The 23284-nt window shown below is 60.3% G+C and carries 22 protein-coding genes; 2 read left to right on the top strand and 20 right to left on the bottom strand.

Annotation, left to right across the window (positions count from 1 at the left end):
* Positions 1 to 27: 27 nt before the first annotated feature.
* The 19 genes from trpA to M3P88_RS03650 all read right to left on the bottom strand — a co-directional run bounded on the left by trpA (position 28) and on the right by M3P88_RS03650 (position 19379).
* On the bottom strand, positions 28 to 816 hold the full coding sequence (gene trpA, locus M3P88_RS03740) for a tryptophan synthase subunit alpha (RefSeq protein WP_249614701.1): 789 nt from the start codon (positions 814 to 816) through the stop codon (positions 28 to 30).
* 11 nt (positions 817 to 827) lie between these two features.
* The gene (gene trpB, locus M3P88_RS03735) at positions 828 to 2027 is read right to left on the bottom strand and encodes a tryptophan synthase subunit beta (RefSeq protein ID WP_249614700.1); all 1200 of its coding nucleotides are present in this window, start codon (positions 2025 to 2027) and stop codon (positions 828 to 830) included.
* Positions 2014 to 2637: a phosphoribosylanthranilate isomerase gene (locus M3P88_RS03730; protein ID WP_249614699.1), complete on the bottom strand. Its 624-nt coding sequence runs from the start codon at positions 2635 to 2637 to the stop codon at positions 2014 to 2016. The genes trpB and M3P88_RS03730 overlap by 14 nt, the downstream gene beginning before the upstream one ends.
* 12 nt (positions 2638 to 2649) lie before the next feature.
* Positions 2650 to 3438: a tRNA pseudouridine(38-40) synthase TruA gene (gene truA, locus M3P88_RS03725; RefSeq protein ID WP_249614698.1), complete on the bottom strand. Its 789-nt coding sequence runs from the start codon at positions 3436 to 3438 to the stop codon at positions 2650 to 2652.
* Positions 3435 to 4073, bottom strand: a complete 639-nt coding sequence (locus M3P88_RS03720; RefSeq protein WP_249614697.1) for a hypothetical protein — start codon at positions 4071 to 4073, stop codon at positions 3435 to 3437. The genes truA and M3P88_RS03720 overlap by 4 nt, the downstream gene beginning before the upstream one ends.
* Positions 4060 to 5775: a FimV/HubP-related protein gene (locus M3P88_RS03715; RefSeq protein ID WP_249614696.1), complete on the bottom strand. Its 1716-nt coding sequence runs from the start codon at positions 5773 to 5775 to the stop codon at positions 4060 to 4062. The genes M3P88_RS03720 and M3P88_RS03715 overlap by 14 nt, the downstream gene beginning before the upstream one ends.
* Positions 5772 to 8102, bottom strand: a complete 2331-nt coding sequence (locus M3P88_RS03710) for a motility hub landmark protein FimV (protein WP_249614695.1) — start codon at positions 8100 to 8102, stop codon at positions 5772 to 5774. Before M3P88_RS03710 ends, M3P88_RS03715 begins: the two co-directional genes overlap by 4 nt.
* 164 nt (positions 8103 to 8266) lie before the next feature.
* Positions 8267 to 9280 (bottom strand): aspartate-semialdehyde dehydrogenase, encoded by a 1014-nt coding sequence (locus M3P88_RS03705; RefSeq protein ID WP_249614694.1) that lies wholly within the window; start codon positions 9278 to 9280, stop codon positions 8267 to 8269.
* A gap of 76 nt (positions 9281 to 9356) precedes the next feature.
* Entirely contained in the window at positions 9357 to 10469 is a 1113-nt protein-coding gene (gene asd, locus M3P88_RS03700) for an aspartate-semialdehyde dehydrogenase (RefSeq protein ID WP_249614693.1), read from the bottom strand.
* A 130-nt stretch (positions 10470 to 10599) separates the two neighbouring features.
* Positions 10600 to 11670 (bottom strand): 3-isopropylmalate dehydrogenase, encoded by a 1071-nt coding sequence (leuB, locus tag M3P88_RS03695; protein WP_249614755.1) that lies wholly within the window; start codon positions 11668 to 11670, stop codon positions 10600 to 10602.
* A gap of 23 nt (positions 11671 to 11693) precedes the next feature.
* Entirely contained in the window at positions 11694 to 12332 is a 639-nt protein-coding gene (leuD, locus tag M3P88_RS03690) for a 3-isopropylmalate dehydratase small subunit (RefSeq protein ID WP_249614692.1), read from the bottom strand.
* Positions 12333 to 12342: 10 nt separating this feature from the next.
* Entirely contained in the window at positions 12343 to 12477 is a 135-nt protein-coding gene (locus M3P88_RS03685) for an entericidin A/B family lipoprotein (protein ID WP_249614691.1), read from the bottom strand.
* Positions 12474 to 13889 carry a 3-isopropylmalate dehydratase large subunit gene (gene leuC, locus M3P88_RS03680; protein WP_249614690.1) on the bottom strand — a complete coding sequence of 472 codons (1416 nt, stop codon included), beginning with the start codon at positions 13887 to 13889 and terminating at the stop codon, positions 12474 to 12476. Before leuC ends, M3P88_RS03685 begins: the two co-directional genes overlap by 4 nt.
* A 171-nt stretch (positions 13890 to 14060) precedes the next feature.
* Complete coding sequence (locus M3P88_RS03675) at positions 14061 to 15221, bottom strand: MFS transporter (RefSeq protein ID WP_249614689.1); 1161 nt, start codon at positions 15219 to 15221, stop codon at positions 14061 to 14063.
* 47 nt (positions 15222 to 15268) lie between these two features.
* Entirely contained in the window at positions 15269 to 15535 is a 267-nt protein-coding gene (locus M3P88_RS03670; protein WP_249614688.1) for a hypothetical protein, read from the bottom strand.
* Between the two features lie 86 nt (positions 15536 to 15621).
* Positions 15622 to 16038 carry an RNA-binding S4 domain-containing protein gene (locus tag M3P88_RS03665; RefSeq protein ID WP_249614687.1) on the bottom strand — a complete coding sequence of 139 codons (417 nt, stop codon included), beginning with the start codon at positions 16036 to 16038 and terminating at the stop codon, positions 15622 to 15624.
* On the bottom strand, positions 16038 to 16688 hold the full coding sequence (locus M3P88_RS03660; RefSeq protein ID WP_249614686.1) for a fumarylacetoacetate hydrolase family protein: 651 nt from the start codon (positions 16686 to 16688) through the stop codon (positions 16038 to 16040). Before M3P88_RS03660 ends, M3P88_RS03665 begins: the two co-directional genes overlap by 1 nt.
* A 497-nt stretch (positions 16689 to 17185) precedes the next feature.
* Positions 17186 to 18622, bottom strand: coding sequence for a guanine deaminase (gene guaD / locus M3P88_RS03655; protein ID WP_249614685.1), 1437 nt, complete (start codon positions 18620 to 18622; stop codon positions 17186 to 17188).
* 340 nt (positions 18623 to 18962) lie between these two features.
* Positions 18963 to 19379 (bottom strand): OsmC family protein, encoded by a 417-nt coding sequence (locus tag M3P88_RS03650; protein WP_249614684.1) that lies wholly within the window; start codon positions 19377 to 19379, stop codon positions 18963 to 18965.
* Between the two features lie 149 nt (positions 19380 to 19528).
* On the opposite strand from M3P88_RS03650, the gene tsaD reads away from it, so the two are divergent.
* Both tsaD and M3P88_RS03640 read left to right on the top strand, forming a co-directional pair.
* Entirely contained in the window at positions 19529 to 20554 is a 1026-nt protein-coding gene (gene tsaD / locus M3P88_RS03645; RefSeq protein ID WP_249614683.1) for a tRNA (adenosine(37)-N6)-threonylcarbamoyltransferase complex transferase subunit TsaD, read from the top strand.
* Between the two features lie 94 nt (positions 20555 to 20648).
* Positions 20649 to 22562, top strand: coding sequence for an ATP-binding cassette domain-containing protein (locus M3P88_RS03640; protein ID WP_249614682.1), 1914 nt, complete (start codon positions 20649 to 20651; stop codon positions 22560 to 22562).
* Between the two features lie 225 nt (positions 22563 to 22787).
* Here the strand turns inward: M3P88_RS03640 and cadR are convergent, their stop codons facing one another.
* Positions 22788 to 23219, bottom strand: coding sequence for a Cd(II)/Pb(II)-responsive transcriptional regulator (gene cadR / locus M3P88_RS03635; RefSeq protein WP_249614681.1), 432 nt, complete (start codon positions 23217 to 23219; stop codon positions 22788 to 22790).
* Positions 23220 to 23284 lie beyond the last annotated feature (65 nt).

Raw genomic sequence — 23284 nt, 5'->3', positions numbered from 1 at the left:
TCCTTGCGGACCCCGGGAACGGGTGTACTAACGGATGGCAGCCTTGAGGGTGGCCACCAGACGGGTCAACTGCTCTTTGGCAGTCTGTTCTGTTGCCGCCTCGATTTCCTGCACCAAACGACTACCCACGATAATGGCATCGGCTGCGGCCGACAGCGCACGGGCAGTCTCGGCATCACGGATGCCGAACCCCACCCCGATAGGCAGGCGGATATGGTGTCTGAGGGCGGCAATTTTACCTGCTACAGCGTCAATGTCCAGATGACCTGCACCGGTGACCCCATTCAGCGACACATAATAGACATAACCGGAGGCATGAGCCGCGATTTCCGCCACGCGCGCATCCGTGGTCGTGGGTGCAATCAGGAACACCGGGTCCAGCGCCGACGCCTTCAGCGCCGCCGACAACTCCCCCGCTTCTTGCGGCGGGCAGTCTACCGTCAATACGCCATCCACCCCCGCCTCGGCCGCCGCACGGGCAAACTCGGCATAGCCCATGGAGAAGACCGGATTCAGGTAGCCCATCAGCACCACCGGCGTCTCGCCATTACGCTGGCGGAACTTGGCCACCATGGCGAGCACGTCTTTTAACCCCACCCCGTGCGCCAGTGCGCGCTCGGAGGCTTTCTGAATAACCGGACCATCGGCCATCGGGTCGGAAAACGGTACGCCCAGCTCGATGATATCGGCGCCACCGTCCACCAGACCATGCATCAACTCGACGGTCAGGCCGGGCGTAGGATCGCCTGCGGTAATAAACGGAATCAGCGCCTTGGCGCCATCCAGCCTGGCAAAACATGCAGCAATACGCGACATGAACTTCCCCTTTACAGCGTCATGCCGACAAGGCCGGCCACAGTATTGATATCCTTGTCGCCACGACCGGACAGATTGACCAGGATCACCTGATCCTTGTCCATGCCAGGCGCCGCCTTGGCCGCCCAAGCCAGCGCATGGCTGGATTCAAGCGCCGGAATGATGCCTTCCAGATGGCAGCAGTCATGAAAAGCCGCCAACGCCTCGTCATCCGTGATGGCGGTATATTCGGCGCGGCCGATATCTTTCAGGTAGCTGTGTTCGGGGCCCACCCCCGGGTAATCCAGACCGGCCGACACCGAATGGGTTTCGATGATCTGGCCGTTGGCGTCCTGCATCAGATAGCTCTTGAAACCGTGCAGTACACCGACGCGCCCGGCCGACAAGGGTGCGGCATGGCGACCGGTTTCAACCCCGTCACCGCCCGCCTCAACGCCGACCAGACGCACGCCTTCAAGCGGAATATACGGGTAGAACATACCGATCGCGTTGGAGCCGCCCCCGACACAGGCGACCACCACATCCGGCTGGCGGCCGATGGTCTCGGGCATTTGCACCTTGGCTTCATTGCCGATGACCGAGACAAAGTCGCGCACCAGCATCGGGTAAGGATGCGGGCCGGCTGCCGTGCCCAGAATATAGAAAGTAGAGTCTACATTGGTCACCCAGTCGCGCATCGCCTCGTTCAACGCATCTTTCAGCGTTTTCGAGCCGGACTCTACCGGCACCACGGTTGCGCCCAGGAGCTTCATGCGGAACACATTGGAGGCCTGACGCTTGATATCCTCGGCGCCCATATACACCACACACTCCATGCCGTAGCGCGCGGCGACCGTCGCCGTCGCGACACCATGCTGGCCGGCGCCGGTTTCTGCGATCACCCGCTTCTTGCCCATGCGCCGTGCGAGCAGCGCCTGGCCAATGGCGTTATTGATCTTGTGCGCGCCGGTGTGATTCAAGTCTTCACGCTTAAGCCAGATCTGTGCACCACCCAGCGCCTCCGACCAGCGCCGCGCATGGTAGACCGGGCTTGGACGTCCGACATAGTGCGCCAGCTCGTAGTGGTACTCTGCCCAAAATGCCGGATCGGCCTTGGCCCGCGCATACTCGGTCTGCAATTCGTCCAGCGCAGCCATCAGTGTTTCTGCCACATACACGCCCCCGTGCAGGCCGAAATGGCCTGCCGCATCGGGCAGATCATAGTGATCCATGTCTTGCTCCTGAAATGAAGGCTGCCATACGGGCAGCGTCCTTGATCCCTTTTGCGCTTTCGACCCCACTGGAGACATCCACCGCTGCCGGATGCACTTGGCGCAGAGCCGCTGCAATATTGTGTTCATCCAGCCCGCCGGACAGAATCAAGGGCAGCGGCAAATCCCCGGCCAGCAAACCCCAGTCAAAGGTCTGGCCGGTGCCGCCATGCACGCCCTCGACAAAGGCATCGGTTAACAGTGCACGCGCGCCGGCATAGCGTGTGGCGATGGCGGCAAGATCGGTGCCAGCCTGCACCCGTACCGCCTTGAGATAGGGGCGATGAAAACCGGCACAAAACTCAGGGCTTTCGTCGCCATGAAACTGCAACACATCCAGTGCACACTCGGCCAGCACCGTCTCTACCCATTCGCGCGTGGCATCGACAAACAGGCCGACCACGCTGACAAAGGGCGGCAGCGCGGCAATAATGGCCGCGGCACGGGCGATCGACACATTGCGCGGGCTTTTCGGGTAGAACACCAAGCCGATCGCATCCACGCCCAGACGCGCCGCTTCCACAGCGTCCTCCACGCGGGTCATGCCGCAAATTTTCACGCGTACCGCCATAGCTACATCCCCTTAGCGCCACAAAGCCAGACGCGCCGGATCGGGCACGCTGGGCAGACAAAAATGTTCGGGATAGCCGACCCCGGTCAGATAGAGTCCGTCCGGCATAAAAGTCGGGGGCGCCTGGGTGCGATCGCCGGCATTCAGCAAACGGCTCATACCCTCGGCGTCCAGACTGCCCTTGCCGACATACACCAGGGCGCCGACGATATTGCGCACCATATGGTGCAAAAAGGCATCCGCCTTGAAGTCGAAACGAATCAGGCCGGCGCTGGCCGTAATATCCAGCACTTGCAAATCCTTGACCGGCGTCTTGGCCTGGCACTCGGCAGCACGAAAGCTGGAAAAATCATGCCGCCCCAGCAAGCGCAGCGCCGCTTGCTGCATCGCCTCTACATCCAGCGCGCCGTAGTACCAGCCCACCTTGCCGGCCGTCAGGCTGGGGCGCACCGGATGCGACAGCAAGAAATAGCTGTAGGCGCGCGAAAAAGCGGAAAAACGCGCGTGAAACACCTCGTCCACCTCGCGTGACCACACCACCGCCACCTCGGGCGGCAAATGGGCATTCACCCCGCGCACCCAGGCATTCAAGGGGCGCTGCGCCCGGGTCTCAAAATGCACCACCTGCATCGCCGCATGCACACCGGCATCGGTCCGACCTGCGGCAATGGTCGTAATCGGCTCGCCGGCGATCATGCTGAGCGCGGCGTTTAATTTGTCCTGTACGGTATTGCCATGCGGCTGGGTCTGCCAGCCGGCAAAGGCACGGCCATCGTATTCGAGGCCTAGCGCCACTCTCATGCCCAAACTTTCATCAAAAATCCTGTTATCAGCCATGCAGCCAGCACAAAAACATATTCGCGCTTACGCCAGCGGCAAAGTCTTAACTCTACCTGATCGGGGCCAACTGCTGCTACGCCCTGCTGCAACAAGCAGCGCATTTCCTGCAATAAAGTGCGAAATGGCAGACTGATCAGGCGATCGGCGTGGTAAAGCGTCAGCCAGAGACGCAAAGCCAGGGTTTTGGCCGGCAAACCCAGACGCGTCAGCGGCGCACAGAGCTGGTAAAGCGCAGCAAGCATGGCCTCACGCCCGGCAGACAGCCACAAGGCACGTACCAGCCATACGGCAAGCAGCAGACGCATCACCTGTACGGCGCCGGCCTGCAAGCCTTGCCAGGTCGGCGCCCACAGACTGTCAAAAACCGCGTCTCCGGGCAGCGTCCAGCCCATCAGCAGCAAAAGCGACAGCAAGAGATAACGCATGCGCCTGAAAACGGATAGCAGCAGGCCAGGGTTCAGCCAGAGCAAGGCGGCCGCCAGTGCGGCCGTCAAAATACTCAGCCACAAGGCCGGCATCACCGCCAGCAGCACAACCAGCGCCAGCCAGGCACATAGCCAGGCACCGGGTGCCAAGAACCACTCAGTCCGCTGCACGTATATCCCGCGCCAGATCCGCCGCACCGTCACGCTCACCCATTTCGGCAAACAGGCGTGCCAAAGCCTGTTCTGCCGAGTCGGCCTGTCTGGCCTGCCCAGATACATCCGGCTCACCCATGTGGTACAAGGCATTCTCAGGGTCCAGGCTCTGACCCATGCGCACCACGGCAGCCCACTCCTCTCCCTGACCCGCGCTATCGGCCAGCACGGCATGCGCCAGCGCAGCAAAAGCGGCGCGCTCCCCGTTTAACGCCAATTGCTGCATCTGCCGCAGCCGCGCCACAGGCGCCGGCTCAGGCGCTGCGACAACAACGGCCACCGGCGCTGCCGTGCGGGGCGGCGTGGCCTGAAGCGCGACCGGTGTACGGCCTGCCTGCCGGGCACGATTGCGGCGCACCAACTGCCAGGCCAGCAAGCTCATCACGGCCATGCCGCCCACGCCGCCGGCAAGCCAGCGGGTCAGCTCCTCGTCCAGTGACATATCCGCCATAGCGCCGCCATTTTCAGGCACAGACTGCGCCGACAGCCGCACGACCTCCTTCTCCAGCGCAGCCAGGCGCGCCTGTGCCTGTTGCAGCTGTGCCAGCTTATGCTCGGCCAAGACCCTGTCCGCGGCAACTTGCGCCTCAATGTCCACCGGCACCATCGCAGGTGCAGGTGCAGGTGCGGGTGCGGGTGCGGGTGCGGGTGGAGCAAGCTTAGGCGCAATAACCGGTGAAGGCCTCGGCTTGCGCGCGCCAACATCGGGCAGGCGCAATAGTGCCCCCGCGCGCAAACGGTTTGCATCACCCGCCACAAAGGCCTGTGCATTGGCCGCCAGCAGCGCGCGCACCGCCTTATCCGGCGAGCGTGCCGGATAAAAGCGTCGTGCCAGCGCAAAAGCGCTATCACCGGCAACGACACGGTAATGCAAAGGCCGCCCCGCAGCCCTTACCGGCAAAACCGAATAGCGGCGGCCAGCCTTCGCCCCCTCAAATACCGCATCCAGCTCGAACGACAGCACCTGGCGCCCCATAGGATGCGGGCTGGTCAGCAACAGAAAATGCTGTGCATCCTCCTGCCCGACCTCAAGGCGAACCCCGCTTAATACTGCATGTGCCGCAGCATCAAGTCCGCGCACGCTAAACACCGCCTGCTTGCGCGCCTTGTCGCTGGCCAAAGCGCCCAGCAACTCGATTTTCAGCGTCAACGCCTGCGCAGGTGCCGACAAGCGGAACAAACGACCCAGCGCCGGATGGGATGGGGTATCAAGAAAAGGCAGGAGGAAATTGGCCGGTTCAGTCTCCGCCGGCGGCGACCGTGCCGGCAGGTTGTAGCCATAAAGCCGGTACTCGCGCACCCAGCGCCCGCCCGGCCAGATATATTCGATGGCAAAACGCAGTACATCGGTGCCTGCCAGCGCAGGCCCGGACAGATGCACCACTTGCCGGCCATTGGCCATGCCCTTGAGTTCAAAGCGCAAGCGTGAAGCATGGGCGCTATAAGGCTGCAACAGCGGGTAGTCATTCAGGGCGGCTAGCCGGACGATGCCGCCCTCGCCACCTGCAGGCAGATCCAGTTCGACCTCTGCCTGCAAGGGTTCACCCTGAGCGGATAAAGCCTTAAGCGTACCCATTCCGGCCTGAGCCGCTGGCGCGGCCAACACACCCAGCGCGAACGGCACGGCCAGTGCCAGCTCAGAAAACGCCAAACGGCTCATAAGGTCGCCAGCAATTTCCCGGCTTCGTCACGCAACGCACCTTCGGTTTCGCCAAGCAGTTCCAGCAGCACTTCGCGCGCCCCCTCCTTGTCCCCCATATCGAGATAGACACGGGCAAGGTCAAGCTTGGTGGACTGCGGGTCATCCGATACGCTCATGCCCTCGGTCGACACCGGTGCAAACTCGGCTTCAAGGTCCGCCGTCAGTGCGTCAAACGCGGCATCCCCTCGTGCGTCTGTGCTCGGCCCGGCCTGGTCAAAATCGAACAGGCTGTCAAAATCGTCCGCCGCCGTGGCAGACGGCGCAGGCGCGGGGATCGGCTCAGGCGCCGGCATTCCCATCTGGAAATCAAAGTCCAGCAGATTGCCGCTGTCGGCATGATCGGGAGTCTGTTCCGCCTCGGCCTTGCTGACCGTCTCGGCCGCTGGCGCCGACATACCCAGACCGCCCAGCATGGCATCCATATCGAAGTCCAGCATATTGCTGTCGTGCCCGACGACCGGCTCCGGCTCGACGGCAAGAGGCTCTTCACCAAACAGCGCGGCGCGCAGCGGATCATCCGCATCATGCTCCGCCATTGTCGGCGCTGCAGGTGCTGCCACAGGGGCGACAAGGGGGGCTGGCATGGCAAAGTCAACATCCGCTGCCATTTTCGGCGAAGGCGGAACATCAGCCACACCTACACCAGACAATTCTGCATCCAGATCAATCGGCCCCGCCGCCATGCCAGGTGCGCTATTCAGCGCGTCGACGCTAGGCGCCGCATCGGCATACAGGCTGTTGTGCGGATCCAGCGCCAGGCCCAATGCGGCGGCCTTGGCCCACAAGGCACCCCGGCCATCCTGCGCCAGCTTGAGCTCACGGGCATGGTGCTCAAACGTCTCCTTATCGGCGCGCGTGGCGTAAATCTCGAGCAACTTAAGCCTGACCTCATGTCGGGTCGGATCTTTTTGCAAGGCATCCAGCAGAATGTCTTCGGCCTGCTGATCACGGCCATAAGCCAGATACACCTCGGCCTCGGCCACCGGATCCACCTCACCGGCATCAATCGACCCCATGCCGGAACGGGTGAAATCGGTCAGGAAAGAATTGCCGCCCGCGCCTTCGGTCTGCTGGGTACGCATCAAAGCGCCGTGCTGCAAGGCGCTGGCTGCGCCTAGCGGCCTTCCGGCCAAAACGGCATCGACACGACCGGACTCGCGACGCTTGCGCACCCAGGTCACGCCCAACAAGGCCAGCGCCAAAGCCGCCAGCGCGCCGCCGATCAAAGGCAGTTGGGCAAACACGCCATCCAGCATCGATGTCGTCTCGTCATCCTGATTATTCAGCTCTGTGCTTGCAGGCGCAGCCTGCATGGCTTTCAAGCGCGCCTCAAGCTGAACAATTTTCTCTTGCGTCTGGGCCAGCGTGCGATCACGCGCTTCAAGCTCCTGCTCCAGCACCGACAGGCGGGCATCCGCTTCAGGCACGCTAGACTCTGGCGCGCTTAATTTGACGGTCGGACTCGATACTGGTGCGGGCACCTCGGTCAGCGGCTTGGCTGGCGTACTGCTGGCGACATCCGGAGCGGCCTTAGGCTTAGGCGCCGGCGGCGGTGTCACGGCCGCAACCTTGGCCGGCGGGATACCTGCAGGCAGCTCAGAGGCGGCCGCCCCGCCCGCCAACAAGCGCGATGCTTCCAGCGGATTGAGCGCACGAATACGGGCCGCCCCCGGGATGGCCAAACGTGCGCCCGCCATCATCCGCTCCGGATTACCGGAAATAAACGCGTGCGGATTGGCCTTGAAAATCGCCGCCATGGCCTGGCTCAAGCTGGCATCGGCTGGACGCGCATTGCGTGCCAGCGACATCAGCGTCTGACCCGGTGCCACCTCGACCATGCCAGCCGGCACCGGTTTGGCCCGCGCCGCGCGAGGTGAAGTCTTGGCCAGCAATGGCAGATCCTGCTCCAGCACAGGCTGGCGCAAAGGATAATCGGCCGGATCCAGTAAAACGGTGTATTCACGCAGGCTGCGGCCGGCAGGCGAACGGGCCTCGATCACAAAACGCAGATACGGGTCATGAATAGCCTGCGAAGACATCACCCGGATATAGGGCTTGCCGCCCTGATTCACCACGGCGAAACGCAAAGAACCCAGCACCGGCGCATAGTCAATATTCAGATCACGGAAGGCATCGGGACTGGCCAGACTGACACGCAGCTTATCGGCATCCTGGGCATCAGCACCACTTAAGGCAATATTGGCGCGCAGGCTCTCGCCCAGACTGGAGCGGACCTGAATTCCGCCAAGGCCTGCCCAGGCCGATGAAGCAAAGACTAAAGACACCAGTACTACGCTTAGTTTTTTTGTATTACGCCTGGTCACAATCTGCCTTCCGGTCATTGAGTTTGGGTGCTTACGTTCAGGCACGACTTCCCCTTGCCTTGCCTGCCCGCCCCGATAAAATCAAACAGCATGCATGTTTGTCAAATATAACCCGAATCAATCGTTCAGGCCAAATACCCCTTGGCAAGCATAGACTCGGCCAATTTGACAATATTCAATGCCGCTCCTGCGCGCACATTGTCGGCAGCCAGCCAGAACTGTACGCGCGTGCCTTCTACGCGCAAGCGGCTGACCCAGACCAGATCATTGCCGGTTGCTTCCATCGGCGTCAGATAAGGGCCAAAACTGTCGCTTTCTGTCACCACCCGCAAGCCGGCCTGCTCCAGTTGCAGTGCAATTTCATCACGACTCATGGCCTGTTCCGTTGCCAGTGCGACCGACCAGCCATGACCGAAGAACACCGGCACCCGCACACAAGTAGCCTCGACTTCCAGCGCCGGCAGCGCCAGCACGCGGCGCAATTCGTCCCGCACCGAGCGCTCTTCCTCGCTGATACCGGCCGCATCCACCTCGCCGATTTGCGGCAGCACATTAAACGCGATGCGCTTGGCGAATACATTGACTTCGGTCTCGCGCTGGGCAAACAGCGAAGTGGTCTGGGTCGCCAACTCTTCCATCGCGGCCTGACCGCTGCCGGATACCGACTGGTAAGTCGATACCGTCACCCGCGACAAGCCCTTGGGCGTAAAAACCGCCAGCGCCTGCGCCAGTGGCGTCACCGTGCAGTTGGGCACGCTAACCAGACCGGTTTCGCCGGCATCCAGCTGCAAACTATCGTTAATGCCCGACACCAGCAGCGGCACGCCTGCGTCAGCACGGAAAGCCGCGCTAAAATCAAGCACTACACAGCCAGCCGTACGCGCATCCGGCACATAGCGGCGCGCCACTTCGCTACCGGCGACAAAAATCGCCAGCTGCACGTTTTCAAAGGCGAAATCCGCCAGTTGGTGTACTTCCAGCTCGCGGTTACCGAAGGCGGCGACATCGCCCTCATAGTCTTCACCATCGACCGCATAGACCCGCTGGGCTGGAAAACGGCGCTGGGCCAACAGTTCAAGCACGGCTTCGCCGATCAGATTTTTGGCACCGATTACGGCTACATTGATGGATTGTTGCATTTTCTGTCTTCCGAAATGACAAAAGGCGCCGCAGCGCCTTTTGTGGATAAATAGCGTTGACCGCCATTCTACCGTTTTATCGTTCGATCAGGATACGCAGCATGCGACGCAAAGGTTCGGCCGCGCCCCACAGCAACTGGTCACCGACGGTAAAGGCCGACAGATAATCACCGCCCATCGCCATCTTGCGCAGACGGCCAACCGGTGTAACCAGCGTGCCGGTTACGGCTGCCGGCGTCAGATCCTTCATCGACGCTTCGCGCGTATTCGCCACCACCTTGGCCCATGGATTGGCCCGCGCCAGCATGTCCTCGATCTCGGACAGCGGAATGTCGTTCTTCAGCTTGATGGTCAGCGCCTGGCTGTGGCAGCGCATTGCGCCGATGCGCACGCACAAGCCGTCCACCGGCACCGGGTTGGCCGAGCGGCCAAGGATCTTGTTGGTCTCGACCCCGCCCTTCCATTCTTCCTTGGACTGGCCGTTGCCCAGATCCTTGTCTATCCACGGAATCAGGCTGCCAGCCAGCGGCACGCCAAAGTTCTGGCACGGAAATTCTTCCGAACGCAAAAAGTCGGACACCTTGCGGTCGATATCGAGAATGGCGGAGGCCGGATTGGCCAGCAGATCACGCACTTCGGCATTGACCGCGCCCATGCCGGTAAGCAGTTCACGCATATTCTGCGCGCCGGCACCGGAAGCCGCCTGATAGGTCATCGAGCTCACCCACTCGACCTGATCGTTCTGAAACAGGCCGCCCAGCGCCATCAGCATCAGGGAGACGGTGCAGTTGCCGCCAACATAATCTTTCACGCCGCGCAACAGCGCGTCGTCAATCACCTTGCGGTTGACCGGGTCGAGAATGATTACCGCGTCGTCGGCCATGCGCAGCGTGGAGGCTGCATCGATCCAGTAGCCCTTCCAGCCGGCCGCACGCAGTTGCGGATAAATTTCGCTGGTATAGTCGCCGCCCTGGCAGGTGACGATCACGTCCATCGACTTCAACTCGTCGATGTTTTTCGCGTCCTTCAGTGCCGGCACGTCGCGGCCGATGTCAGGGCCTTTGCCGCCGACATTGCTGGTGGTAAAAAACACCGGCTCGTTAATCACTGCAAAGTCGTTCTCTTCGCGCATGCGCTGCATCAGCACCGAACCCACCATGCCGCGCCAGCCTACAAAACCTGCTCTCATCGTCGTTCTCTCTCTATCTCAATGAATTCTTGTGTCGTGCCAGTGACCTGGCTACGTACTGCGGCGGGTTACGGCGGCGTTGCCGCCTGACCCACCTGCCCGACCCAACAAGGCCGATCAAACCCGATCTTTACAGCGCCGCAACCACCGCATCACCCATGGCCGAACAGCTCACCTTCTCGCAACCGGCTTCATAAATGTCGGCGGTACGCAAACCCTGGGCCAGCACTTTTTTGACCGCGTTTTCGACACGCACGGCTTCGGCCTCTGCCCCCAGACTGTAACGCAGCATCATCGCCACTGACAAAATGGTCGCCAGCGGGTTAGCCAGATTCTGCCCGGCAATGTCCGGCGCCGAGCCATGCGACGGTTCGTACAGACCCTTATTGTTTTCGTCCAGCGAAGCCGAAGGCAGCATGCCGATCGAGCCGGTCAGCATCGATGCTTCATCCGACAGAATATCGCCGAAAATATTGCCGGTCACCATCACGTCAAACTGCTTGGGGCGGCGCACCAGCTGCATGGCGGCATTGTCGACATACATATGCGTGAGCTCCACTTCCGGGTACTCGCGCGCCACGTCTATCATGATTTCTTTCCAGAACTCGGTGGTCTCCAGCACATTGGCCTTGTCGACCGAGCACAGCTTCTTGCCGCGTTTCATCGCGGTGGCAAACGCCACATGTGCAATGCGGCGGATCTCGCTCTCGCTGTAGCGCATGGTGTTGTAGGCTTCGCGTTCGCCCAGTTCGTTCACCGCGATGCCGCGCGGCTGGCCGAAATAAATGTCGCCGGTCAGCTCGCGGATAATCATGATATCCAGCCCCGCCACCACTTCGGGCTTGAGCGTGGACGCATTGGCAAGCTCGGGGTAAAGAATGGCCGGACGCAGATTGGCAAACAGGTTCAGATCCTTGCGGATCGCGAGCAAGCCGCGCTCGGGGCGCAAAGGGCGCTCCAGCGTGTCGTACTGCGGGCCGCCAACGGCGCCCAGCAGGATGGCATCGGCCTCGCGCGCGAGGTTCTGCGTCAGCGACGGATAAGGCGAGCCGAATGCGTCCACCGCGGCCCCACCCAGCGGCGCAAAGTCCCATTCGATGGCCAGACCATCGCGCTTGAGCACCTCGAGTACGCGCACCGCCTGCGCGATGATTTCCGGACCGATGCCGTCACCCGGCAATACTGCGATTTTCTTCATGATTTCTCTCTTGTCTTGTTATTTTTTCAGGCAAACAGCCATGGCTGCGCGGCGCGGCGCTTCTCTTCGAAAGCGCGGATCTCGCCGGCGTGCTGCAAGGTCAGGCCGATTTCGTCCAGACCGCCCAACAGGCAATGCTTGCGGTGCTCGGTAATCTCGAAAGCGAAGGCCGTACCGTCCGGCGTGGTCACCGTTTGTGCCGGCAAATCGATATTCAGGCAATAGCCCTCGTTTGCCTCGCACTGGGCAAACAGCCGCGCTACCACATCGGCGGGGAGCACAATAGGCAACAGGCCGTTCTTGTAGCAGTTATTGAAAAAAATATCGGCAAACGACGGCGCAATCACCACCCGGAAGCCCTGGTCTTCCAGAGCCCACGGCGCATGTTCGCGACTGGAGCCGCAACCGAAATTCTCGCGCGCCAGCAGCACTTCGGCGCCGGCATAACGCGGAAAATTCAGTACAAAGTCGGGGTTAAGCGGGCGCACGCTATTGTCCATGCCCGGCTCGCCATGATCGAGATAGCGCCATTCATCGAACAAATTGGGGCCAAAGCCGGCGCGCTTGATCGACTTGAGAAACTGCTTGGGAATAATGGCGTCGGTATCGACGTTGGCCCTATCCAGCGGGCACACCAGCGCGTTCAGGCTATTAAATGCTTTCATTTCGTATCCGTCAGAATTTGTTGGCCACATCGCGGGCGGTATTGCTGATCACCTGCCCGCCCTTCTGGATGTCCTGCCCCATGCCCTGCATGGTATTGCAACCCGCAAGCAGGCCCAGCGTCAGGACAGTCAACAGTGCTCTCATACCGCCTCCAGCTTGCGTACATCGGCAAAATGCCCGGTCACGGCCGCGGCCGCCGCCATCGCGGGGCTGACCAGATGGGTGCGTCCGCCCTGCCCCTGCCGGCCTTCAAAGTTGCGGTTGGAAGTCGATGCGCAGCGCTCGCCCGGCAACAGGCGATCGGCATTCATCGCCAGACACATCGAACAGCCCGGCTCGCGCCACTCAAAGCCCGCCGCGACAAACACTTTATCCAGCCCCTCGGCCTCGGCCTGCTGCTTGACCAGACCCGAGCCTGGCACCACCAGCACCTGCTTGACATTGGCAGCCTTGCTGCGGCCACGCGCCACGACAGCCGCCTCGCGCAAATCCTCGATGCGCGAGTTGGTGCACGAACCGATAAACACCACATCCACCGCGATCTCGCTGATCGGGGTATTGGCAACGAGGCCCATATACTCCAGCGCACGGATGGCACCGGCTTTTTTCACCGCATCGGTTTCCTGTGCAGGGTCGGGCACGCGGCCGTTGACATCCACCACCATCTCCGGCGAGGTACCCCAGGTCACCTGCGGCGCAATGTCTTCGGCCCTGAGTGTCACCTCGGCATCAAAATGCGCCCCCTCGTCCGAATGCAGCGTGGCCCAGTACGCCACGGCCGCATCCCACTGCGCCGCATTGGGCGCGAGCGGACGGTCTTTGACATAAGCGATGGTCTTGTCGTCAACCGCCACCAGACCCGAGCGCGCACCGGCTTCAATCGCCATATTGCACAGCGTCATCCGTCCTTCCATGGAAAGGCCGCGAATGGCGGAGCCGGCAAACTCGATGGCGTAGCCGGTACCGCCGGCGGTGCCGATCTGGCCGATAATCGCCAGCGCCACATCCTTGGCTCCCACGCCAAGGCCCAGCTGTCCTTCGACGCTGACGCGCATATTCTTAGACTTCTTGGCCACCAGACACTGGGTTGCCATCACATGCTCGACTTCGGAAGTGCCGATGCCGTGCGCCAGCGCGCCGAAAGCGCCGTGGGTCGAGGTATGGCTGTCGCCGCACACCACGGTCATCCCCGGCAAGGTCGCCCCCTGCTCCGGCCCCATCACATGCACCACGCCCTGACCGATATCCTTGAACGGGAAATAGGCCAGCGCACCGAAAGCCTTGATATTGGCGTCCAGCGTCTCGACTTGCAGGCGCGAGATCGGATCCTGAATACCCTGATCCCAATGATCGGTCGGCGTATTGTGGTCAGCGGTCGACACCACCGAATCCTTGCGCCACAGTGCGCGGCCCGCCAGTTTCAGGCCTTCGAAGGCTTGCGGACTGGTGACTTCATGCACCAGATGGCGGTCGATATACAAAAGGCAGGTGCCGTCGCTCTCTTCGCGCACCACGTGGGAAGCCCACAACTTGTCGTACAGGGTTTGTGCCGTCATGGTTTTTTTGCCAGTGTTTGCAATAGGGGTGATTCCATTCTGTCATATCGTCCGACCTTGTTACAAGCGGTGCATGCTGCAATGCGAAAGCTGCGCCTAAAAAACAGCAAAGCCTCGCAGCACAAGGCTTGCGAGGCTTCGGACAGAGCGTCCAATTATCGGACAAAGCGTCTAAACGGCGGCCGCTTGTTTAGGCGAACGCAAAAACAGCAGAGCCAATATCACGCCACCTAGCGCGGCCAGTGTCGACATGCCGAACACGGCCAGCGCCCCGCCCATGGGCCAGAGCAAGCCGCTGATCAGCCCGCCGCTACTGCCGCCCAGCCCAAAGCCGGCAATAATGTAAAAGCCTTGCGCGCGCGCCTGGTGCGCCGGCGCAAAATAGCGGTGCAACAAGGCCACGGCCGCCGCATGATGCACACCAAACGTGAGGCCATGCAGCAATTGGGCCAGCACCGCCAGAGCCGCCGTTTGCAGCGCCAGCGCCAGCAGGGCAAAACGCACGACCGCAGCCAAAAGCGACACCAGCATCAGGCGCTCGGCCGAGGCGCTACGCATCAGGCGCGGCATAAACCAGAAGGCGGCAACCTCGGCCATGACCCCGATGGCCCACAACCAGCCTATGCTGTCGCGCGCATAACCCGCGTTTTTCAAGGCAATCGAATAGAACACATAATACGGCCCGTGCGCATACGCCATTAAAAAGCAGCAGCCAAACAGCGCCAGCACCACCGGCTGGCGCAAAGTCGCCATTATCGGCAGAGATGCCTCCGCCGCCCTTTCCGGCACCACATCCGGCACGGCCAGCGCGGCAAACACGATCAGCACCAGCGTCGCGGTCACCACCCAAGGCATGATGGCTATCGACAGCCAGTCAAACAGATAGCCGCCGGCGACCGACGTCACGACAAAGCCGATCGAGCCCCAAAGCCGAATACGGCTATAACGCCCGGGGCTTGCGCGCGTCAGGTGGGCGCTACTGGCTTCCACCAGCGGCAATGCTGCGGCCCAGAAAAAATGCGATAGCGCGAGAAAGGCAAACATCCACCAGAAAACCGGGCTAAGCCCGACCATGGCAAAAGCCGCCGCCGACACGATGGAGGTGCCAATCACAATGGGCCGGCGCCGGCGCATATGGTCGGCCAGCCAGCCCCACAAGCCCGGCGCGGCAATACGCGCCAGGGTTGAGAGCGACATCAGCAGGGAAATTTGCCAGGGGCTAAACGACAGCGATTCGAGATACAGCCCCCAGAACGGGCTGAACAGGCCGAAAAAAGCGAAATAGCAGAAATAGAACGCCGCCAGCGGCGCGAAGGGAACAGAAGTTTTCATGGGGCTGGATTATACGGAATCGCCGCCCGCCGCGTATTAGCACCGGCTCACACCAGCTGATTGCGCTGCAAAACCTTGTAGACCTTGCCGCTCAGGCGCGCGAGTTTGTCGATTTCGCCAAGCTTGGGCGTTTCGCCGGCATCCAGCCGCGCCTGCCAGTCCAGCAGCTCGACATCGAGAAACTCCAGCAGCTTTTTCGAGCAGCCATTGCATAGCCCCTGACAGATGGCCGCCACCGGCAGATGAAACGGCATGGCGGCGCGCACCTGGGCAATCAGCGTGTACATGGCCGCACGGGTATCGGGTTTACGCATAGAATGTGCGCCGCCAGGCGGCGCATAAGGGTAAGCTTATGAAGCGGCGCAGAATAAACCCGCCACGCGCCGCAAGCAAGCGCGCCTCAGCCGCCGCGAAACTTGTCGATCTCGCGCCGCGAGCGCTTGGTCGGCCGCCCCTCGCCATGCGGAAAGCTGGCGTGCTCGGCCTTAAGCAGCAACATCTTTTCCTCGCGTGCCGCCTTGATTGCGGCGTCTTCGGCATACATCAGCTGCGCTTCCTTGGCAGGCCTGCGCTGGCCGGACAGTTGCAATACGGTGACCCGCCACGGCAATTGCTGGATTTTCATATCCAGCACATCGCCCTCGCGCACCACGCGCGACGCCTTGACCCGCTCGCCATTGACTTCGATGCGCCCAAGCTCGATCGCCTCGTGCGACAGCGCACGCGTCTTGTAAAAACGCGCGGCCCACAGCCACTTATCCAGCCGGAGCTTATCGTCGTCTTCGCTCTCTACCGCCTTGCCCTTGCCGCGCGCCATTACGCCACCCTCCAGGTGGCACTCACCAGCCCATCCAGCTGCACGGCGACCGTGTCACCCGATGCCAGCGCCGACACGCCCGCCGGTGTGCCGGTATAGATCAGATCGCCCGCGCTCAGGCCGTAAATACGCGACAGCGTGCTGACAATATGAGCGACCGAAAACAGCATCATGGCGGTATCGCCTTGCTGCCGCGTTTCGCCATTTACCGTCAGCGAAAAATGCAGGGCTTGCGGGTCCGGTACGCGCTGCGCCGCCACCAGTGCCGACACGCAGGCCGCCGAGCGAAAGCCCTTGGCCTTCACCCAGGGCAAGCCCTTGCGCTTGGCCTCGGCCTGCACATCGCGCGCAGTCAGATCCAGGCCGATGCCGTAAGCGGCGACATGAGCCAAGGCATCGGATTCGGCAATATCGGCGCCGCCCTTGCCTATCAGTACCACCAGTTCGGCCTCGTGCTGCACATCCTGCGAATAGGCCGGCAGTGTGATGGGCGCATCCTCGCCGATCAGCGCCGAGGTCGGTTTGAGAAACACCAGCGGTTCTTCTTCCAGCGCATTGCCAAGCTCGGCGGCATGAGCGGCGTAATTGCGCCCGATGCAGAAAATATTGCCCACCCGCAGCGGGACGCCATTCACATTCAGTTCCGGCATGGTACTTACCTATTGTGTAATGCGCCGATTATTCCACGAAGTGCCACTGTTTTCGAGCCTTGCCCTGCCCCCACAAGGCCGAACTTGCGCATGCGCCGGACAAAAAACCGAATAAGCGCGACCAAGCGTTAATAGGCAATGACAGTCATGCCCCATTCCAGAAGCCAAGCCAGCCTATCCGCACCAAAATCGTATATTCCCCACCCATACGACGATAGCTACAGACTGATCCTTTGCCTATGGCACTCATGGTCATGATGAGAAAGGCCACCAGAGCACAAATGACCCAACGTAGCGAGTTGTACAAATTCGCAGTCACCCTCAACACGGAGTACTGACACACGGCTTGGGCTGACAGGAAAAAAAGCAGCGCATATGGCCTCACTCCCCGCTTATAGCTGACCCGCCCCATTTTAAGCGGCATGCCGGCTCAATGGATCACGAATACTCTTTTAGAGAAATCAATGCATCCCGCGCGCAACTTGCAAAGCAAATACTTACGGCCCATAGACCTTTCGACCCGCGACATAAGTGGAAGCGACATTTCTGTCATCCCCTATTGTCATCAAGACAAAAAGTTTCTCTTCCAGCGTTTTGGAAGTAGAGAGTCGAAGCCGTCCCAAGTCACTGGCTGCAAGATTAAGAATGACAAAATCGGCCTCTTTACCTGACTGCAGATTGCCGATTTTGTCTTGCAGATCGAGTGATTTGGCACCACCAAGTGTCGCGAGATAGAAGCTTTCGTAGGCCGAGAGCTTCCTGCCCTGCAATTGCATGATCTTGTAGGCCTCACCCATGGTTTCAAAATGCGAGAAACTAGTCCCAGCACCGACGTCTGTGCCTAAGCCCACCTTGACTCCGGAGGACTTGGCTTTGTCGAATTTGAATAAACCGCTACCGAGGAACAGGTTAGAAGTCGGGCAAAAAGCAATGGCCGAATCGGTTTTGGCCAACGTGGAGAATTCCGCATCCGTCAGATGAACGCCATGCGCAAACACCGCACGACGGCCGGTGAGTTGATAATGGTCGTATACGTCAAGATAGCCACTACGTTCCGGGAAGAGCGACTTGACCCACTCCACCTCGCCAAGATTTTCTGAAAGGTGGGTATGAACATAGACATCCGGAAATTCTTGCTTGAGTTTCTGCGCCATTTCCAATTGCCCGGGCGACGAGGTCGGTGCAAAGCGTGGCGTAATGGCATAGAGCAGCCGGCCACGATGATGCCATTTCTTGATAAGCGCCTTACTGTCCTCATAGCTGGAGGTGGGTGTATCCAGCAGGTAATCGGGCGCATTACGGTCCATCATGACCTTACCGGCAATCAGTCGCATATCTAGGTCAGACGCCTTTTCGAACAGTACATCGACTGACTCCTTGTGGACAGTGCCAAATACAAGTGCCGTTGTGGTGCCGTTCTTCAACAGTTCTTTCAGGAAAATCCCCGCGATTTTTCTTGCATGCGTACGGTCTTTGAATTGCCCCTCGGTAGGAAAGGTGTACTTCTTCAACCAATCCAGCAGTTGCTCGCCATAGGCGCCAATCATTTCCGTTTGCGGATAATGGATATGGGTGTCAACGAAGCCTGGGAGCAAAAGCTGGTCTTTGGCGACCTTTTCAATGGCCACGCCAGCCGGCACACTGGCTTTTAAAGTCGAGGCCGGCCCAAACTTCTCAACAACCCCGTTTCGCACGATGAGCATACCGTCTTCGAAGTACTGTACCGCATCTTCAAGCCGCGGCGTCTGACTCGGATCAGCCAAAAAGTGCAGCATGGGGCCACGCAATACTTTTATGGCCGGGCTTTGCGCAGCAAGCCTTGCCGACATGGGCGACGCCTCGGCCGGAGCGGCTTGCACGGCAGTGATGAGCAGCAAGCTCATCAGAAGAGCCAAACTTGCCCACAGTAAGACTGATATACCCGATTTGTTCATGCTTACACCCTTATGAATTGTGTCAATCACCTGGCAGCACATCGACGATGCGCCTCTGTACCTTGATTTTTCCCGCTCAGACCCGGGGTCAGTAAGGCTCAAAGCAAATACCGCGCCAGTCATGATGGCAACAGGAATACATCAGCCGATTGACCTAGAACACACGGGCAAAAAGAAGCGGATAGGCCATGCAGAAGGTATAGGCAGAGAGAAGGCAGCCGCACCATACGCTGGCGCGCACTATTTTTTCAGGCTAATGGGTCACGAACGTCACCACTGAACAGCACGCTAGACCCCGCCCTGACGGCAAGGTCTAGTCGGTTAACCTCCGCCGGAGATTTCAGTTTTCCCTGATTTCGAAGTCGTGCGTAATGTCGGCACTCTTGCCCAGCATGATGGAGGCCGAGCAATATTTTTCCGCCGACAGGCGGATCGCGCGCTCGACGGCCTCGCTTTTCAGGCCGCGCCCGGTGACAACGAAATGGAAATGAATTTTGGTGAAAATCTTGGGCTCGGTGTCGGCACGCTCGGCCTCCATCTCCACCCAGCAGTCCGTCACCTCCTGCCGTGATTTTTTCAGGATGGACAAGACGTCATAGCTGGTGCAGCCGGCCGTGCCGACCAATAACAGCTCCATCGGACGCGGTCCCAGATTGCGCCCGCCGCCCTCGGGGGCGCCATCCATCACCACCGCGTGCCCGCTACCGGTCTCCGCCATAAAACAGACACCGTCCACCCACTTCAGCCTGGCTTTCATCTTTTCCCCTTTTTGACAGGCGCAAAACCTGTATTTCCCCGTATTTTACCGGCCAATATGGCCACCCGAATCGAATAGCCTATCACTCGGATTTGGGCTGGCAAAGAATCACCGGTAAAATGCTTAGATTGTTTTATCAAGAAGCCATCATGCTGGTATTGGGAATCGAATCGTCTTGTGACGAAACCGGGGTTGCACTGTACGACCTCGAAGCCGGGCTGATCGCCCAGCAACTGCATACGCAAATGGCGATGCATGCAGAGTACGGCGGCGTGGTTCCCGAACTGGCCAGCCGCGACCATATCCGCCGCGTCGTGCCGCTGACCGAAGCCTGCCTGAAAGAAGCCGGCAAAACGCTGGCCGACATCGATGCCGTGGCCTACACCCAGGGGCCCGGCCTTGGCGGTGCCTTGCTGGTGGGCGCAAGTTTTGCCAATGCGCTGGCCTACTCGCTGAAAAAGCCGGTGATCGAAGTCCACCATCTGGAAGGCCACCTCTTGTCGCCGCTGCTGGCCGAATCGCGGCCCGAGTTCCCGTTCCTGGCGCTACTGGTGTCCGGCGGCCACACCCAGATCATGGCGGTGCGCGGCATCGGCGACTATGAAATTCTGGGCGAGACGCTGGACGATGCCGCCGGCGAAGCCTTCGACAAGACGGCCAAACTGCTGGGGCTGGATTACCCGGGCGGCCCGCGCCTGTCGCAACTGGCCGAATCCGGCGACCCGGACCGCTTTACCCTGCCGCGCCCCATGCTGCACTCGGACAATCTGGACATGAGCTTCTCCGGCCTGAAAACCGCCGTATTGACGCTGACCCGTCAGGTGGAAGCCAGCGAAGGGGAGATCAGCGAACAGGCACGCATGGACATCTGCCGTGCTTTTCAGGATGCCATCGTCGATGTGCTGGTGCATAAATGCCTGAAGGCAATGAAAAAAGCCGGCATGAAGCGCATCGTGGTGGCCGGCGGCGTCGGCGCCAACAAGCAGTTGCGCGCCGGCCTGAATGCCGCGGCGACCAAATACCGCTTCGCCGTATTCTATCCGCCCATGGCGCTGTGCACCGATAACGGAGCCATGATCGCCTTTGCCGGCGCCATGCGCCTTAAGTTTGCCCATGATGCCGGCGGTTTCAGCGTCAAGCCGCGCTGGGATCTGGCCACCTTGCCCAAAGCCTGAATGTCCTGACCTTTATGCCGCCGCGCGCCCTGCTAGCATCACCGGGATGGGCGGCGCTGCAGAATCTCTGCCGGAAACGGCATAGCGGAAACCCATGATCCAACTGAAGAACGTCAATCTGCGTCGCGGCCTGAAAGAGCTGCTGATCAACGCCAGCCTTACCCTGAACCCCGGCAACCGTATCGGCATGGTCGGCGCCAATGGTGCCGGCAAGTCCAGCCTGTTTGCGCTGCTCATGGGCCAATTGCAGCAGGATGCCGGCGAAGTCGAAGTGCCGGCCCACTGGACGGTAGCCCATGTGGCACAGGAAACACCGGCACTTAACAGAAGCGCGCTGGATTATGTGCTCGATGGCGACCATGAGCTGCGCAATTTGCAGGCGCAACTTACGCAAGCCGAGCAGGCCAACGACGGCGTCGAAATCGGCCACCTGCATGGCGAACTGGAACATATCGATGCCTATACCGCCGAGTCGCGCGCCGCGCGCTTGCTCACCGGCCTGGGTTTCAGCCAGGAAGGCCAGGCACGGCCGGTATCCGATTTTTCCGGCGGCTGGCGCATGCGCCTGAATCTGGCGCAGGCACTGATGTGCCGCTCCGATTTGTTGCTGCTGGACGAACCGACCAACCACCTCGATATCGAAACCGTGCTGTGGCTGGAGGACTGGCTGGTCGCCTACCCCGGCACCTTGCTGGTGATCTCGCACGACCGCGATTTTCTTGATGCGGTCACCACCCATATCGTCGAAGTGGCGCAACAAACGCTGACGCTATACACCGGCAACTACAGCAGCTTTGAAGTCATGCGCGCGGAAAAACTGTCGCGCCAGCAATCCGACTTTCAGAAGCAGCAAAAGCAGATCGCCCATCTCGAATCTTTTATTACCCGCTTCAAGGCCAAGGCCAGCAAGGCGCGTCAGGCACAAAGCCGGGTCAAGGCGCTGGAAAAGCTGGAACGCGTGGCGCCGGCACATACCGACTCGCCCTTCGATTTTTCCTTCGCCCCGCCGGACAAGCTGCCCAATCCGCTGCTCAAGCTGGAAAACGTCAGCGTCGGTTATGGCGATACCCCCATACTGCGCAATCTGACGCTATCGGTCGAGGCCGGTGCGCGCATCGGCCTGTTGGGTGTCAACGGCGCGGGTAAGTCGACCCTGGTCAAACTGCTCGCGGGCGAACTCAAGCCGCAACAGGGCGATCTGATCGGCGCACAAATGCTGCAAATCGGCTATTTTGCCCAGCACCAGCTAGAAACGCTGCGTCCGGACGAGTCGCCCTTGTGGCATTTGCAAAAACTGGCTCCCACCGTACGCGAGCAGGAGCTGCGCACCTTTTTGGGCGGCTTCAATTTCCGTGGCGATGAAGTGTCCGCGCCGGTCGGGCCGATGTCGGGCGGTGAAAAGTCGCGCCTCGCGCTCGCGCTCATCGTATGGCAAAAGCCCAATTTGCTGCTGCTGGATGAACCGACCAACCACCTGGACCTGGAAATGCGCCATGCCCTGACGCTGGCGCTGCAGGACTTTGGCGGCGCACTGATCGTGGTGTCGCATGACCGCTCCTTGCTTGAAGCCACCACCGATGTATTCTGGCGCGTAGGCGGCGGCGCAGTCACGCCGTTTGATGGCGATCTGGAAGACTACCGCCAGCAGCGCATCGCCGAACTGGCTGACAGCGGCAAGCCCAGCAGTGCCGACAGCGGCAGCGGCATCACGCGCAAGGAAGAAAAGCGCCTGCAAGCCGACGAGCGCAAACGGCTTAATGCGCTGAAAAAGCCGCTGACTACGCGTCTGGACAAACTGGAAAAGGAGATGGACAAGCTTAACCGCGAGAAAAACGAGCTGGAGGCTTTTTTGGCCAGTGAAGACGCGTATAGCGCCGCCAACAAGAGCCTTCTGACCGAAACCCTGCAAAAGCAGGGCGAAACCGTCGCCCGTATCGAACAGGTCGAGGAAGAGTGGATGGATGTGCAGGAGCAGCTGGAGCAGCTATCCACAGAAATACAGGGATAATCCTGTGGATAAATGAAATTAACCCAGTCAAACCTATTAAAAAACAAGGGCTTGACCGGGTTGCACATTTAAAAAGCAGCACACCAGCGCCAACGCCGCAGTCAGCCGCGCCGGCGGGGCCAGGCCCGGCAAAACCGTCGTCAACACCTTGTTTTGACGACGGTTTTTTCATGCCCGCAAAAACGGCAGCCCCTTCCACACCGGCACAAAAGCCGAGCATCCACTCTAGCCAAGATGGGTGTGACGCCCGTTTTTCTCTCCGGCATCCATCTGCACCAATCCCTGCAAAATTCCGCAGGCGGCAACCGACTGTTCGCTCTGGCATTGCCGGCGCACATCCGTCAGTTGCACCCTCAGTTCGGTCAGCTCCTGTATGCGGGCATCGACATGGCCGATATGCGCATCCAGCAACTGATTGACCTCGCCGCAAGCTGCCGCCGGCGTATCCATCAGCCCGAGCAAGGCGCGGATTTCCTCATGGGTCATATCCAGCGCCCGGCAGTTGCGGATGAAACGCAAACGTTCGACATGCCCCGCGCCATAGTGGCGGTAATTAGCCGCATTGCGCTCAGGCATGGCCAACAAGCCGGCCTTCTCGTAGTAGCGCACCGTTTCTACCGTGCAGCGGGCAAGCTGTGCCAATTCACCTATTTTCATCCTCGACCTCGATTCGTGCTTGACCCTGTAGTCACTTCAGGGTGTGCAATACACCATAACAGAAT

It is taken from the genome of Craterilacuibacter sp. RT1T (assembly GCF_023502145.1).
In the GTDB taxonomy this organism is placed as follows: Bacteria; Pseudomonadota; Gammaproteobacteria; order Burkholderiales; family Chromobacteriaceae; genus Craterilacuibacter.
This window is presented reverse-complemented; position numbering and strand designations above follow the sequence as displayed.